The organism is Nonomuraea marmarensis (genome assembly GCF_043197025.1).
Taxonomy (GTDB): Bacteria; Actinomycetota; Actinomycetes; order Streptosporangiales; family Streptosporangiaceae; genus Nonomuraea; species Nonomuraea marmarensis.
The window spans coordinates 1-13390 of record NZ_JBICRM010000023.1; the positions used below are offsets into that span (position 1 = coordinate 1).

Annotated in this window: 15 protein-coding genes; 5 read left to right on the forward strand and 10 right to left on the reverse strand. The window is 70.4% G+C overall.

The window, feature by feature from the left end:
• Positions 1 to 282 precede the first annotated feature (282 nt).
• Together ACFLIM_RS31480 and ACFLIM_RS31485 are read left to right on the forward strand one after the other, a co-directional pair.
• The gene (locus ACFLIM_RS31480) at positions 283 to 1170 is read left to right on the forward strand and encodes a D-alanyl-D-alanine carboxypeptidase family protein (protein WP_393171648.1); all 888 of its coding nucleotides are present in this window, start codon (positions 283 to 285) and stop codon (positions 1168 to 1170) included.
• A 64-nt stretch (positions 1171 to 1234) separates the two neighbouring features.
• A complete protein-coding gene (locus tag ACFLIM_RS31485) occupies positions 1235 to 2290 on the forward strand; it encodes an oxidoreductase (RefSeq protein ID WP_393171650.1) in 1056 nt (351 codons plus the stop codon).
• A gap of 21 nt (positions 2291 to 2311) precedes the next feature.
• Here ACFLIM_RS31485 and ACFLIM_RS31490 read toward each other — a convergent pair whose 3' ends face one another.
• Positions 2312 to 2941 (reverse strand): alpha-ketoglutarate-dependent dioxygenase AlkB, encoded by a 630-nt coding sequence (locus tag ACFLIM_RS31490; protein WP_393171652.1) that lies wholly within the window; start codon positions 2939 to 2941, stop codon positions 2312 to 2314.
• 171 nt (positions 2942 to 3112) lie between these two features.
• Here ACFLIM_RS31490 and ACFLIM_RS31495 point away from each other — a divergent pair, with 171 nt between their 5' ends.
• On the forward strand, positions 3113 to 3880 hold the full coding sequence (locus ACFLIM_RS31495; protein WP_393171653.1) for a VOC family protein: 768 nt from the start codon (positions 3113 to 3115) through the stop codon (positions 3878 to 3880).
• Between the two features lie 93 nt (positions 3881 to 3973).
• On the opposite strand, the gene ACFLIM_RS31500 is transcribed toward ACFLIM_RS31495, so the two are convergent.
• From ACFLIM_RS31500 to ACFLIM_RS31510, 3 genes are all read right to left on the reverse strand, one after another.
• A complete protein-coding gene (locus tag ACFLIM_RS31500) occupies positions 3974 to 4519 on the reverse strand; it encodes a CGNR zinc finger domain-containing protein (RefSeq protein ID WP_393171655.1) in 546 nt (181 codons plus the stop codon).
• 72 nt (positions 4520 to 4591) lie between these two features.
• The gene (locus ACFLIM_RS31505) at positions 4592 to 5554 is read right to left on the reverse strand and encodes a hypothetical protein (protein WP_393171657.1); all 963 of its coding nucleotides are present in this window, start codon (positions 5552 to 5554) and stop codon (positions 4592 to 4594) included.
• A 5-nt stretch (positions 5555 to 5559) separates the two neighbouring features.
• The gene (locus ACFLIM_RS31510) at positions 5560 to 6552 is read right to left on the reverse strand and encodes a hypothetical protein (RefSeq protein ID WP_393171659.1); all 993 of its coding nucleotides are present in this window, start codon (positions 6550 to 6552) and stop codon (positions 5560 to 5562) included.
• Positions 6553 to 6654: 102 nt separating this feature from the next.
• Here ACFLIM_RS31510 and ACFLIM_RS31515 point away from each other — a divergent pair, with 102 nt between their 5' ends.
• The gene (locus ACFLIM_RS31515) at positions 6655 to 7620 is read left to right on the forward strand and encodes a methyltransferase (protein ID WP_393171661.1); all 966 of its coding nucleotides are present in this window, start codon (positions 6655 to 6657) and stop codon (positions 7618 to 7620) included.
• A gap of 6 nt (positions 7621 to 7626) precedes the next feature.
• On the opposite strand, the gene ACFLIM_RS31520 is transcribed toward ACFLIM_RS31515, so the two are convergent.
• From ACFLIM_RS31520 to ACFLIM_RS31540, 5 genes are all read right to left on the reverse strand, one after another.
• Entirely contained in the window at positions 7627 to 8100 is a 474-nt protein-coding gene (locus ACFLIM_RS31520; protein WP_393171662.1) for an SRPBCC family protein, read from the reverse strand.
• On the reverse strand, positions 8093 to 8440 hold the full coding sequence (locus ACFLIM_RS31525; RefSeq protein ID WP_393171664.1) for an ArsR/SmtB family transcription factor: 348 nt from the start codon (positions 8438 to 8440) through the stop codon (positions 8093 to 8095). Before ACFLIM_RS31525 ends, ACFLIM_RS31520 begins: the two co-directional genes overlap by 8 nt.
• A gap of 30 nt (positions 8441 to 8470) precedes the next feature.
• The gene (locus ACFLIM_RS31530; RefSeq protein ID WP_393171666.1) at positions 8471 to 9223 is read right to left on the reverse strand and encodes an SDR family NAD(P)-dependent oxidoreductase; all 753 of its coding nucleotides are present in this window, start codon (positions 9221 to 9223) and stop codon (positions 8471 to 8473) included.
• Positions 9224 to 9300: 77 nt separating this feature from the next.
• Positions 9301 to 9660: a DUF2203 domain-containing protein gene (locus tag ACFLIM_RS31535; protein ID WP_393171668.1), complete on the reverse strand. Its 360-nt coding sequence runs from the start codon at positions 9658 to 9660 to the stop codon at positions 9301 to 9303.
• A 9-nt stretch (positions 9661 to 9669) separates the two neighbouring features.
• Positions 9670 to 10350 (reverse strand): GntR family transcriptional regulator, encoded by a 681-nt coding sequence (locus tag ACFLIM_RS31540; RefSeq protein ID WP_393171669.1) that lies wholly within the window; start codon positions 10348 to 10350, stop codon positions 9670 to 9672.
• Positions 10351 to 10442: 92 nt separating this feature from the next.
• On the opposite strand from ACFLIM_RS31540, the gene ACFLIM_RS31545 reads away from it, so the two are divergent.
• The gene (locus ACFLIM_RS31545; RefSeq protein WP_393171671.1) at positions 10443 to 11771 is read left to right on the forward strand and encodes an MFS transporter; all 1329 of its coding nucleotides are present in this window, start codon (positions 10443 to 10445) and stop codon (positions 11769 to 11771) included.
• Positions 11772 to 11873: 102 nt separating this feature from the next.
• Here ACFLIM_RS31545 and ACFLIM_RS31550 read toward each other — a convergent pair whose 3' ends face one another.
• Positions 11874 to 13172, reverse strand: a complete 1299-nt coding sequence (locus tag ACFLIM_RS31550; RefSeq protein ID WP_393171673.1) for an MFS transporter — start codon at positions 13170 to 13172, stop codon at positions 11874 to 11876.
• Between the last annotated feature and the right edge of the window lie 218 nt (positions 13173 to 13390).

Genomic DNA, 13390 nt, shown 5'->3' on the forward strand with positions numbered 1-13390 from the left:
GTCGGACCACCAGCGCCGCGAGCTCGTCATATGACGGGCGGCGATCCGGGGTCTTCGACACACGAAGATCATCCCATTGCAGGGACACCACTCACGCCATCATGATCTTGATCTGCTGAATGCTTACACTTCTGGAGCAGCCGCTGACCGCCGTTTTTGGCATATCCGGTAAAAGATTTACCTAAGCGGGTTTGCCGTAAATATCGGCGTTTCTGAGTGATCTGTCAGGAAATGTCAGGCATCGCGTCAACAGCATGCCAAAATGCGCGGCAGCCTGTGCCCATGCGTAACCGGAAAGCTCGTCTCACCGCCACGGCAGGCGCCTTTGCCCTGGTCACAGGGCTGGCCGTGCCTGCGTACGCCCAGGCGCCCGCTGTCGCCCCAGTCATAGAAACAGTCGCGGACAGCAGTGCGCCCACGGTGCACGGCCGTGCCGCCTACCTGATGGATGCCTCGTCTGGCAAAGCGCTGTTCAGCAAGGATGCCGCCGAACGCATGCCGATCGCCAGCCTGACCAAGACCATGACGGCATATGTCGTACTGAAGAATGCCAAACCCACGGACGTGGTCCAGATCCGGTCCGAGGACGTCCAGTACGCGGAGGACGGCGGCGGCACCACCGCCGACCTGCGCCCCGGCGACCGGATCACGGTCGGCGAGCTCTTGTACGGCCTGATGCTCCCCTCGGGCGCCGACGCCGCCCACGCCCTGGCCCGCACGTACGGCCCCGGCGTCAAGGGCTTCGTCGCCAAGATGAACGCGACGGCCCGCCAGCTGGGCATGAACGACACCGAGTACGTCAACGCCGACGGCCTGCCCACCCCGCGCGGCGACGGCTACTCCACTGCCAGGGACCAGGCGGTACTGGCCGCCGAGGCGCTGCGGAACCCGCTGATCAAGAAGGCCGCCGGCACCCAGCGCCACACGCTCGCCGCCAACGACGAGCACCGCTCGTACAGCTGGCGCAGCACCAACAAGCTGCTCGGCACGCCCGGCGCGATCGGGCTGAAGACCGGGTTCACGCAGGCGGCGGGCTTCTGCCTGGCGTTCGCGGGCGAACGAGACGGGCACCGCCTGGTCGGGGTGCTGCTCGGCGAGTCGGTGTCGAGCCGCCGCTTCGAGACGGCCGAATCCCTGCTGTCCTGGGGAGCCGACCGCGAGGCCGCCTGAATCCAGTCGTTGGTGATGGGCCGGGCCATGGACGGTGTTGATCCTTTGGGTTAGTTTGCCCGACATGAAGCTTCGAATCGCGTTGAGTGCGCTGTCAGCGGCGGTCGTACTCGCCGCTCCGCTCCCCGCCCACGCCGGCCCGCCCAAGCTCGGCTGGGAGCTCAAGGAGACAGGGGTGACGGCGCGCCTGCGCGGCTTGTCGCCGGTCAGCCGTGCGGTGGTGTGGGCCTCGGGCTCGGAGGGCACCGTGCTGAGGACCGTGGACGGCGGGCGGAGCTGGCAGAACGTCTCCCCGCCCGGCACGGCCGCGCTCCAGTTCCGCGACATCGAGGCGTTCGACGCGCGCAGCGCCGTGGCGCTGTCCATCGGCGAGGGTACGGACTCGCGCGTCTACCGGACCGAGGACGGCGGCGGCACGTGGACGGAGACCTTCAGGAACGACGAGCCGAAAGCGTTCTACGACTGCCTGGCCTTCTTCGACCGGCGGCACGGGCTGGCCATGAGCGATCCCGTGGACGGCAGGTTCCGGATCCTGGCGACGGAGGACGGCGGGCAGAGCTGGCGGGTGCTGCCCGCTGACGGCATGCCGGAGGCGCTGCCGGGTGAGGCCGGGTTCGCGGCGAGCGGGCAGTGCCTGGTCACGGCGGGTGGCCGGGATGTGTGGCTGGCCAGCGGCGGCGCGTCGCGGTCGCGGGTGTTCCACTCGGATGATCGCGGCCGTACGTGGACCGTGGCCGACACGCCGATCCCCGCGGGCGACCCGGCGCGGGGCGTCTTCGGGCTGGCCTTCCGCGACCGGCACCGGGGCCTGGCGGTCGGCGGGGACTACCGGCCGGAGCAGCAGTCGCCCAGCGCGGGGGCGGTGAGCGGGGACGGCGGGGCCACCTGGCACGCCGCCGCCACCCCTCCGCCGGCGTATCGGTCGGGGGTGACCTGGCTGCCGCACCTGCCGTTCGCGGCCGTCGCGGTGGGGCCCTCCGGGAGTGATGTGACGTATTCGGGTGGGAAGAGCTGGGAGACGTTCGACGGGGGGTCGTTCGACGCGGTGTCGTGCGCAGGCGATCTGTCGTGCTGGGCGTCTGGCGAGCAAGGCCGCCTCGCCCGGCTGACTGTCAAGTAGCCCACGCCGGTCGCACCCGTGTCAGCGGACCCCGCGGGGGCGGAACTGGATGCTGATGCGGGGGCCGGTCGGGCGGGCCGTTTTCGGGATCGCGTGTTCCCACGTGCGCTGGCAGCTGCCCCCCATCACGATCAGATCCCCGTGACCCAGGTCGCGGCGGATCGAGTGGCCGCCGCCGCGCGGTCTCAGCAGCAGCGGCCGGGGGCTGCCCACCGAGATGATCGCGACCATGGTGTCCTCCGTGCCGCCCCGGCCGATCGTGTCGCCGTGCCAGGCCACGCTGTCGCGGCCGTCGCGGTAGAAGCAGAGCCCGGCCGTGCGGAACGGCTCGCCCAGCTCCTCTTCGTAGTGGGCGTCCAGCGCCTGCCTGGCGTCGTCGAGGATCGGGTCGGGCAGGGACTCGTCCTCGTCGTAGAACTTCAGCAGCCGGGGCACGTCCACGACCCGGTCGTACATGCGCCGCCGCTCGGCCCGCCAGGGCACCGCCTCGGCCAGCCGTTCGTACAGCGTGTCGGCACCCGTCAGCCAGCCGGGCCGCAGGTCGATCCAGGCGCCGTGGTCGAGGTGCGTCCTGCGGACCGTGGCGCCGAGCGGGCCGACCGCGAGCTCGTCGTCGAGGCCGAGCAGAGATGCTTGGAACGCGGCTGTCATGGTGTCGAGTGTACGCCACTGTTCAAACACGCATTCGACTGCGGCTGGGGCTCGCCTTTGCCGGTGGGTCGTGCCAAGCTGTCAGGCGTCGGATATGAGTGGCGTCGCCCTCAGACCGCACCGTGAGGTGAAGAGGCCACCCACCGCTTCGTCACACGAAGGAGCACACGCATGCTCACCACCGACTACCTGCCTGGCACACTCTGCTGGATCGACGTCAACAGCCCCGATGTGCAGGCGTCCAACTCGTTCTACACGGGGCTGTTCGGCTGGGAGTCCATCTCGCTTGGCCCCGAGCACATGGACTACCGCTTCTGCCAGGTCGGCGGGAAGACGGTGGCCGCGATCGGGCAGGCCACCGAGGACAACCCGGCCCGGGCCTGGATGGTGTACTTCCAGACGCCCGACGCCGACGCCATCGCGAAGACGATCGAGCAGGCGGGCGGCACGGTTCTCGCCGCGCCGCTCGACATCCAGGGGCAGGGCCGGATGGCGGTGTTCGCCGATCCGGCGGGGGCCTGGTTCGCGGCGTGGCAGCCGGGCGCCACCAAGGGCCTCGGGCTGGTCACGGACCCGGGCTCGCTGGGCTGGGCCGAGCTCTACGCCCCCGACCCCGCCGCCGCCCGCGCCTTCTACGAGGCGGTCTTCGGCTGGCGCATCGAGGACATGCCGATGGGCGACCTGTCCTATCCCGTCATCTCGCCCGCCGAAGGTGGAGAGACGTCGTCCATGGCCGGGATCGTCCAGCTCGAGCCCGGTGACAGCGCGCACTGGCTGCCGTACTTCGAGGTGCCCGACTGCGACGCCACGGTCGGGCTCGCGCAGCGGCTCGGCGGCACAGTGCGGGCTCCCGCGACGACGATCGAGGGGGTCGGGCGCATGGCCTTCCTCGCCGACCCCGTCGAGGCCCGGTTCGCGGTCATCACCAGCTCAGCCTGAGGCCCCGGCCTGAAGAAACCAGTCGGCCTGTACGGCACGCAGTCCGCACAGGCCGACCCTGGGGCCGATTTTCCGGACTGGCCGTCACCGGGTTCAGCCCGGCACGCTGGAGGAGGAGCGGGAGCGGTGGGCGGCGACGCGTTCGCGGGTGGCGCAGCGGGTGCTGCAGTAGCGTCGCGGGCTGCCGCCGCCGAAGTCCAGGTACGGGCGCCCGCAGCTCCCCGAAGCGCACAACCCGCCGGGAACCCGCTGGTAGTCGGCGAGCAGCACCGCCAGCGCCATCGCCGAGGACGCCAGGAACCACTCCCCCCACGGCGCGTCGTCCCCGCTGTCGACGTGCAGGTGCCAGCTCGTCGTGCCCTCGTGGCTGGTCAGCCTGGGCGGCTGGGCCGCTCCGGCGAGCAGCCGGTTGAGCAGGGCCGCGGCCTCGTCGGCGTGCGCCGCGCCCAGCACCTCGCTGAGCCGCGCCGCCGCCGCCCGCATCGCGGTCACGTCCGCCTCGCCGAGGGCGATCTCTCCGACCTCGCCGTGGTCGCGCAGGACCCGCGACACCGACTCGATCGACGGCTGCTCGTGCAGCAGCGCCACGCACAGGTCGACGGCTCTCACGGCCATCGCCTTGGTCGAGTGAACCTCCACCCAAGCAGCGTATGCCCGCGCGCGGGAGGCACGGCGGGACTCCCCCGGTCCCGCCGTGCCGGTTCACGAAGGTCAGCCGCCGCAAGCGGCGAAGAAGAACGTGTCCTTCAGCAGCGTGTACCGGTCCCTGACCTTGACCGTCCCCGTGCCCGTGTCGATCTGCACGATCGTCATCCGGGTGGAGTCGGACAGGCGGCGGATCAGGTGGAGGGTCACCTGGGTGTCGCCGGTCCAGTCGATCATGTGGATGTCCCCGGCCGGGAGTTTGATCTTCTTGCGGCCGGTCACCTGGTCGCCCGCCAGGTCGTACGTGACCAGCTCCGTCCTGGCCCCGGCCACCACGTTCGCGGCGGTACGGCCGTCGGCGGCCAGCGCCTGCGGCCCGTTCGAGGCCACGAGCTGCGGCGGCGTCGCGCGTACCAGCTCCTCGCCCTCGTCGCTGTAGACCACCAGGTCGGTCACGGCCTCGTCGGCCTCAACGCTGGCGAGCACCTCGTCCCCGTCCCCGCTGAACCCCGCCACCTTCAGGTCGGCGGGCACGGTGCCGAGCTGGGCGCCGGTGGCCGTGTCGAAGATCCGCGTGCCGGCGGGCTTTTCACTGCCGATGACCGCCGCCAGCCGGCCGCCGTCGTCGGAGAGCAGCAACGTCACGTCGTACTGCGCCACCTTCGGCAGCGCGTTCGCGGCGAACACCTTGACCCCGCCGCCGAGCGTGCGCACGGCCAGCCGTCCCGACTTGGTGAAGTACGCGACCCGCTGCCCGTCCCCGCTGACCGCGATGGCCGCCGGGTTGTACCGGCTGGACTTGCCCTTGGCGTCGAGCGCGACCCCTTGGGCGTCGTTCAGAGGGCTCTGCTCGCCGCTGTGCATGACGAGCCGCCAGCCGCCGCACGGCCTGCTCCCGCCGTCCTTGTCCGCGCAGCTCTTGATGGAGGCGTAGCGGATGCTGTCGTGGTGGTGCGGCTCCGCATGGGCGGCCGAAGGGACTCCGGCGACCAGCACGGCGGCGAGCACCGCGAGGATCCTGGTTCTCATGTCGTTCACTCCCCCGCCACGATGAAGGCGTACCTGGACTTGCTGATCGTGTACTTGTCGGTCTGCGTCGTGCCGCCTGTCTCGGGGTCGACGGTGAGCACCCGTACCACCGCCGGATGCCCCTCCTCCGCGTTCTGCACGACGGCGGTGAGCCGCCCGCCGGCGTCCCACGACGCGAGGTACGGCGCGTCGCCGGCCTTCAGCGGCAGGTCGGCGCCCGCGGACAGCTCCCCGTTCGCCAGGTCGTAGAGCCGCACCCTGGGCGGCGTCTTTTTGTCGGTGTTGCCGGCGGTGAACACGGCCACGGTCCTGCCGTCGGGCGACAGCGCCGTGGTGAGGGTGTTCGCGACGACCTGGGGCGGCGTGCGCTTGATCGAGCCGCCGTCGAGCCGGTACGCGGACAGCCTCATGGTGTTGTCGCTGAGGTAGCGCGTGGCCAGCACCTCGTCCCCGTCGCCGCTGAAGCCGAGCATCGTGTCGGCGGCGGGCAATGTCGTGATCTTGCCGGTGGCGACCGTGACGACCTTGGCAGGCAGGCGCGCGGGGTCGTCGGTGTAGTCGATCAGCACCCTGTCCCCCTTGGGAGACAGGTAGAGGCTGAGGTTCTCGGTGCGGCGGGGCTGGAACGACGTGGGCAGCACCTTGGCCGGCCCGCCGACCCGCTGCACGACCAGGCGGTGGTCCCCGGCCCGCTCATAGGCCAGCACGCGGCCGTCCGCGCTGATCGCGAACGTGCTCGTGTCGTCTATCTCGTCGCCGTCGCCGTCGATCATGGTGTTGGCGGCGCCGCGCACGGTCACCCTGCTGCCGTCCCGCATGATCAGCTGCCAGTGGCCGCAGGGATAGGTGACGTCGGACTTCTTGTCGATGCAGGACTTGATCCAGGCCGCGCGGGCCGCGGGTGCCCCGGCCTGGGCGTGGGCGGCGGTGGGTGTGAGCCCCAGCCCGCCGATGACCGCCGTCGCGAGGAGTGCGGCGGTCGCTGAGGTTTGCCTCATGGCTGTGATCCTTTCGCTCACCCCGTTAGACCCGCACGTGATGTGGCCGGTTGATCACAGATCGGCCACGCTTCTGCGGCTGCCGCGTGCGAGACTCGGGAAATGGACCTGTGGCAACTGTCCGACCTGAGCACCCCGTGGGCACTGCGCGTCGCGTCGACGTTGCGCGTGGCCGACCACCTGGCGGAGGGACCGTCGGAGGTGGGTGAGCTGGCTCGGGCGACCGGCTGCGACCCCGCCTATCTGCACAGGACGCTCACGCACCTGGCGGCGAGGGGTGTGTTCGAGGAGCCGGAGCCGGGCACGTTCGCGCTCAACGACACGGCGCGCGGGCTGCTGGACGAGTCGCTGCGGCTCTCCCTCGACCTCGACGGGGTGGGCGGCCGGCTCGCCGGGGCCTGGGCAGCGTTCCTGCCCGCCGTGCGCAGCGGCGAGCCGGCTTACCGGGAGCTGTACGGGCGGCCGTTCTGGGACGATCTGGAAGCGCATCCCGAGCTGGGCGCGAGCTTCGACGCGCTGATGGGGCCCGTGGGGCATGGGGAGTTCGATCCGGAGATCCTCCCCGGCGGGGACTGGGACGGGGTGGCCGAGGTGGTGGACGTGGGCGGCGGCACCGGCGCGGCCCTCGCCGCGATCCTGCGGGCCCGTCCCGGCGTGAAGGGGACGCTGGTCGAGCTGCCCGCGACGGCGGCCAGAGCGGCCGAGTCGTTCGCCGCGGCCGGGCTGTCCGTGACCGTGGTCGGCGGCAGCTTCTACGACCCGCTGCCCGCGGGCAAGGACGTCTACCTGGTGCGCAAGGTGCTCAACGACCTGCCGGACCGGGAGGCGCTCGCGCTCCTGCGGCGCTGCGCGCAGGCGGCCGGGGCTTCGGGCCGGGTGGTCGTGGTGGGCAGCGTGGCCCTGGGTCCCGTCACGGGTGCCGGGCTGACGCCCGAGCTGGTGCTGCTCGGTGGGATGGAACGCACGCTGGAGGAGTTCCGGGCCCTGGCCGGGCAGGCGGGGCTGGCGGTGTCGGCCACGAGCCGGGAGTCGTCGGGACGATCCGTGGTGGAGTGCCGCGCCGCCTGACCCTGGCTACGAACCGGCGGCGAGCACCTCGGCGAGCCGGTCCATGGACTCCCGGCCGCCCCTGGGCCCGTCGGCGCGGACGATGGCGTCGCGGGCCTCCACCGACGGATGCACGGACTGGGCCACGTAACGGGTCCCGCCGTCCACCGCCTCCAGCGTGACCGTCTCCAGCGCCACCTCCCCCGGCGTGCCCTCGAACTCCCACGTGCGCACGATCCGCTCCGGCGCCACGACGGCGTGGTAGACGCCGCTGAAGAAGTATTCCCTCCCACGGGAGTCGACGTTGACGTAGCGCCAGCGCCCGCCCGGCCTGACCTCCATACGGTCGACCCTGGTGGTGAGGAAGCGCGGCCCCCACCATCGCGGCACCAGCTCCGGATCCGTCACGACCTGGAACACCACATCACGGGGAGCGTCGAACCCTCGGATCATGACGATGTCCTGCCTGCCCGGCTCGATGACGAACTCCGTGTCACCCATGATCGTGTCCTTCCTGCCCGCGCCGGAACTTCCTGATCTCCTGGTCGAGGCGGTCGAACCGGTCCGTCCAGCGCTCACGGTATCGGTCGATCCACTCCGACGCGGTCTCCAGCGGGGCCGCCTCCAGGCGGCACGGCCGCCACTGCGCGTCGCGACCCCGGCTGATCAGCCCCGCCCGCTCCAGCACCTTGAGGTGCTTGGAGACCGCCTGAAGACTCATGTCGAACGGCTCCGCCAGCTCGTTGACCGTGGCCTCCCCGTCGGCCAGGCGGGCGAGGATGGCCCGCCGCGTCGGATCCGCCAGTGCGGCGAAGGTGAGGCTGAGCTGATCGTCTGGCATCCGGGGCGATCCTTGTCCTGGGCGATGCGATCAATAGTCCACGATCGCGCCGCAGGAGATGTTCACGGTGGCCGAGGTCATGGTCCTGGCCCGGTCGGAGGCCACGAACGCGGCGACGTCGCCCACGTCGGCCAGCGTCGCCGTCCGGCCAAGCAGGGTCGCCTCCAGCAGCCCGGCCTCGATCTCCTTCTTGATGGGGACGCTGTCGGGCATGCTCTCCGGGATGCCGCCCGTCACCATGGTGACGACGCGGATGCCGTACCGGCTGACCTCGCACGCCCACTGCCGCCGGATGCCCTCCATGGCGTCGAGCGCGACCTTGAAGCCGCCGAGCCCCGGCACGGTCTGGGGGCCGCTGCCGCCGAACGTCAGGATCACCCCGGACCCGCGCGGGATCATGTGCTTGACGGCGGCCCTGGTGGTCAGGAACTGCGTGCGCGCGGCCACCCCGATCGGCTGCAGGAACTCCTCGGCCGTGATCTCGGTCAGCGGCTTCTGCACGTCCTGGACCGCGATGACGTTGAGCGAGACGTCGATGCCGCCCGCCCGCCCGGCCACCGAGTCGGCGAAGGCGCCGACCGCCTCCTCGTCCAGCGCGTCGACCCGCGCGGTCTCGGCCGTGCCGCCGGCGGCGCGGATGTCGTCGGCGACCTTGTCGAGCGTGGCCGGGGTGCGGCCGGCGAGGAAGACACGGGCGCCCTCACGGGCGAAGGCCCGCGCCGCCGCGCCGCCGATCGAACCGCCCGCGCCGTAGACCACGGCGACCTTGTCCTGCAGGAGCATTGTATTCAACCTTTCGGTTTATCAACCCTTTGGTTGAATATACGCGCTGACGAGGCGCCCCTGTCAAGAAGGAAAGGTCAGAGCGGGCGGCGACCGGCGAAGCCCAGCTCCGTACGGTGATACCAGGCGAGCTCCCGCTCCCCCTCGATCCAGCACAGCCGCACGGACTGCCCTTCGAGCACGGCGGGGAAGTCGATCAGCACCGGCGCGAGGCCCTTGACCTCGATCCCCCGCTCGGTCCAGCCGCTCAGGATCTCCTCGATGCGGGCCTCGTGCGCCTTCAGCTCCGGGATGCCCCCGCGCTCGGACTCGCCCCTGGTCTCCCGGTCATAGGCGATCTCGGCCAGGTCGGCCCGGGCGGCGATCACCTCGCGGGCCTCCTCCATGACGGCGGGCAACAGCGAGCGGGCTTCGTCGAGGGTGAAGATCCGATCCATGGCTGAACGTTAGCGGTTCGGCTCGTAAGCGTGGATGAGGAGCCGTTCGGCATGGTCGAGGTAGTCGTCCAGATAGGCGGCGGCCTTCTCCGGCTGCCCCGACTCGATCAGCCCGAGCAGCGTGCGGTTGCGGTCGACGAACGGCTCGTGGAACGCCCGCGGATTCACCATCACGTGGAAGACGAGCCGCAGCTCGGCCAGCAGCTGGCGCATGGTCTCGTCGATCCTGGGGCTGTCGTTCAGGGAGACGAGCGCCTGGTGGAAGCGGATGTTGGCGGTGCCCACGCCCTGCCAGTCGTCCTGCCCGGCGGCCCGCTCGGCGTCGAGCACGGCCTCCTTGATCATGGCCAGCGCCTCGGGGGACGGGGTCCGCCGTACGGCCGCCCCTTCGAGCACGCGGCGCACCCGGTAGAGGTCGGACACGTCCTCGGCGGACGGGAGGCGGACGAACACGCCCCTGTTGAGCTTGTGGTCGAGCAGCCGCTCGTGACCGAGCAACCGGAACGCCTCGCGCAGCGTGTTGCGTGACACGCCGAGGCCCTCGGAGATGGACTCCTCCGACAGCCGCTGGCCAGGGCGGAAGAAACCCTCGCTGATGCGGTCGCGCAGGATGTCGGCCACCCGCTCGGCCGTGCTGCTGCGTCCCAGCCGGGGCCTGTCCTGGGAAAGATCAGCGACGATGTCATCCACATTTAACAGGGAATCATGGAGCAAACCTCTTGTCGAATTGTTCAACGATCCTTACGTTGATACCAACCCCCTAGACAACCAAGGAGCGATCGATGTCAGGCTCCACGCAACAAACCCGGCGGGTGATCCTCGCCAGCCTGATCGGCACGTCGCTGGAGTGGTACGACTTCTTCCTCTACACCACGGCGGCGACACTCGTCTTCCCCAAGCTGTTCTTCCCCGCCCTCGACCCGTTCAACGCGACCCTGGCGTCGCTGACCACCAACGCCGTGGCGTTCATCGCCCGGCCGCTCGGCGGCATCGTGTTCGGCCACTTCGGTGACCGGGCGGGCCGCAAGACCGTGCTCGTGGTGACGCTCCTGGTCATGGGCGTCTCCACGTTCCTCATCGGCGTGCTGCCCGGCTACGCGAGCGTCGGCGTGGTCGCGCCGATCCTGCTGGCGCTGCTCAGATTCGTGCAGGGCCTGGGGCTCGGCGGCGAGTGGGGCGGCGCGGTGATCATGTCGCTGGAGCACGGCGACGGCCGGCGGCGCGGCTTCAACGCGAGCTGGCCGCAGGTCGGCGTGCCCGCGGGCTACGTGCTGGCCACGGGCCTGCTCACGATCCTGTCGTTCGCGCAGTCCGACGAGGCGTTCCTGGCGTGGGGCTGGCGGGTGCCGTTCCTGCTGTCGGGCGCGCTGGTCTTCGTCGGCCTGTGGGTGCGGCTGAAGATCACCGAGTCGCCGCTGTTCGCCGAGGTCGAGCAGCAGGGCGTCAAGGCCAAGATGCCGCTGGTGGAGGTGCTGCGCACGCATCCGCGGGCGCTGCTGTCCGCCTTCACCGCGCGGATCGGGGTCGACGTGGCCTTCTACACGTTCACCGCGTACATCATCGTCTACATCACGACCGTGCTGGACCTGCCGCGCTCGTACGCGCTGAACGCGGTGCTGATCGGGTCGGCGCTGCAGCTCGGGCTGATCCCGCTGTTCGGCTCGCTGTCCGACCGGGTGGGCAGACGGCCGGTCTACCTGGCGGGGGTGGTGGGCGCGGCGGTGTGGGCGTTCGCGTTCTTCCCGCTGCTCGACAGCAAGTCGTTCCCGCTGATCGCGCTGGCCGCCGTGGTCGCGCTGATCACCCACGCCGCGATGTACGGGCCGCAGGCGGCGTTCATCGCCGAGTTGTTCAGCACCCGGCTGCGCTACAGCGGCGCCTCCATGGGCTATCAGGTGGCCGGCATCGTCGGCGGCGCGCTGGCCCCGATCATCGCGCTCCAGCTCTTCCAGACGTACCAGACCACGGTGGCGGTGTCGATCTACGTGGTCATCGCCCTGGTGGTCACGGCCGTGGGCCTGGCCATCGCCCCGGAGACCCGCGACCTCGACCTCGCCACCGAGATCGCCCCCAAGGCCAAACAGCCCGGCCCGGTGGGTCCGTTCGCCTGAAACTGCCGCGAAAGCCGCGGGCGGCGGCTGCCAACGCCGCCCGCGCGACGGGGATACGGATGAGAATCGCCCCGCTCATCGGGGGCTTGGGACCCGGCCCCGCTAAGCTGTGACCTTCGGCGGCGCGACGGCCTTGGCGGTGCGCCAGCGGCCCTTGAAGGCGATCATCGAGACCAGGAACACGACCTGGCCCGCCAGCGCCACGGCCAGCCAGCTCCCCCAGCCCCCGGCCTCCACGACCGGCGGCGAGACCACCAGCAGCACCACGATCATGACGCGCACGACCATGCCCCAGATGCCCAGCGCGGAGCCCTGGAGCCGGGATTCGACGTCCTCGGCGTTCTCGGAGAAGTTGGCCATCCAGGGCACGTACGCGATGCCCATGAACAGGAAGAGCAGCGCGTACACCACCGTGACCTGCGCGGCGGAGACGCCAGGCCCGACCATGGCGATGAAGTAGGCCAGCGCCGCCACGGTCAGCACGGTCCCGACAGCGGTGAATGGCTTGCGCAGCTGCAACCGGTCGGACAGGCGGCCGACCACCACCACGGCCAGGGCGTTGAGCACGATGCCCAGCGCCACCACCCGGTTGGCCGCCGCCGCGTCCATGCCGAACGCGTCGGACAGGATGGTCTGGCCGAAGATGGCGAACGTCCAGTAGAGCACCTGCCAGCCGGTGTTGCCGAGGACGTGCGCCCACAGGTGCGGATGCCGGAACAGCTCCCGCACCCGGCCCGCGTCGATCTTCTCCTCCGCGCTCACCGCCTGCTCGGCCTGGAGCACCTGGGCCCGCAGCGCGGCCGACGGCTCGGCGATCTTCCAGACGATGACCCCGCACATCACCAGCGAGACGACGCCCATGATGATCGCCTGCGACTGCCACGCGTTGCCGAACAGCGGCAGCGTGAACCCCGCGATGAACGAGGCCAGGAACGACGCCCCGACCGGCCCCCACGTCCAGAACGCGAACGCCTGCGCCCGCCCCAGCCGCGGCGAGAAGTCGCGCACCAGCGACGCCGTGATCGTGATGCCCGCGCCCTCGATGAACAACATCAGGCACCGGATCCAGAACAGCTCGGCCACGCTGTCCACGGTGGCGAGCAGGAAGTTGCAGGCCGCCGTGACGGTCAGGGTCGGCACCAGGAGCGTGACCCGCCCCCACCGGTCGGACAGGATGCCGCCGAACCCCGCCGAAAGCCCCCCGACCAGCACCGACAGCGCGGCGATCTGCCCGTAGACGGTGAGCGACATGCTGAGGTCGTCCATGAGGAGGGGCAGGATGGTGGCGAGCGTGGTCTCGAAGTTGGCCACCAGGCTCGCGAGGACGGCTATCGCCAGCAGGAAGATCCGGCGGCTGCCGACCGGGTAGACGCTCAGCTCGCGGACATAGAACGGCTTCATTACCATCCTCCGGGGACGGTGCTGTGAGGGTCGCTCTAGAACGCGTTTCTAGTTTCTTCAGGTTTTCCGTTTTGTACGGATAAGTCAACGTATTAGGGGATAACAAGGTAATCTCGATCACAGGTGCCTGGGTTGTGACGGAATCGCCATCGATTCTTCGAACAACCCACCGCGAATGGGCATAAACTGCGCGCCTGTGAGCCTGCCTGTACGTGAAC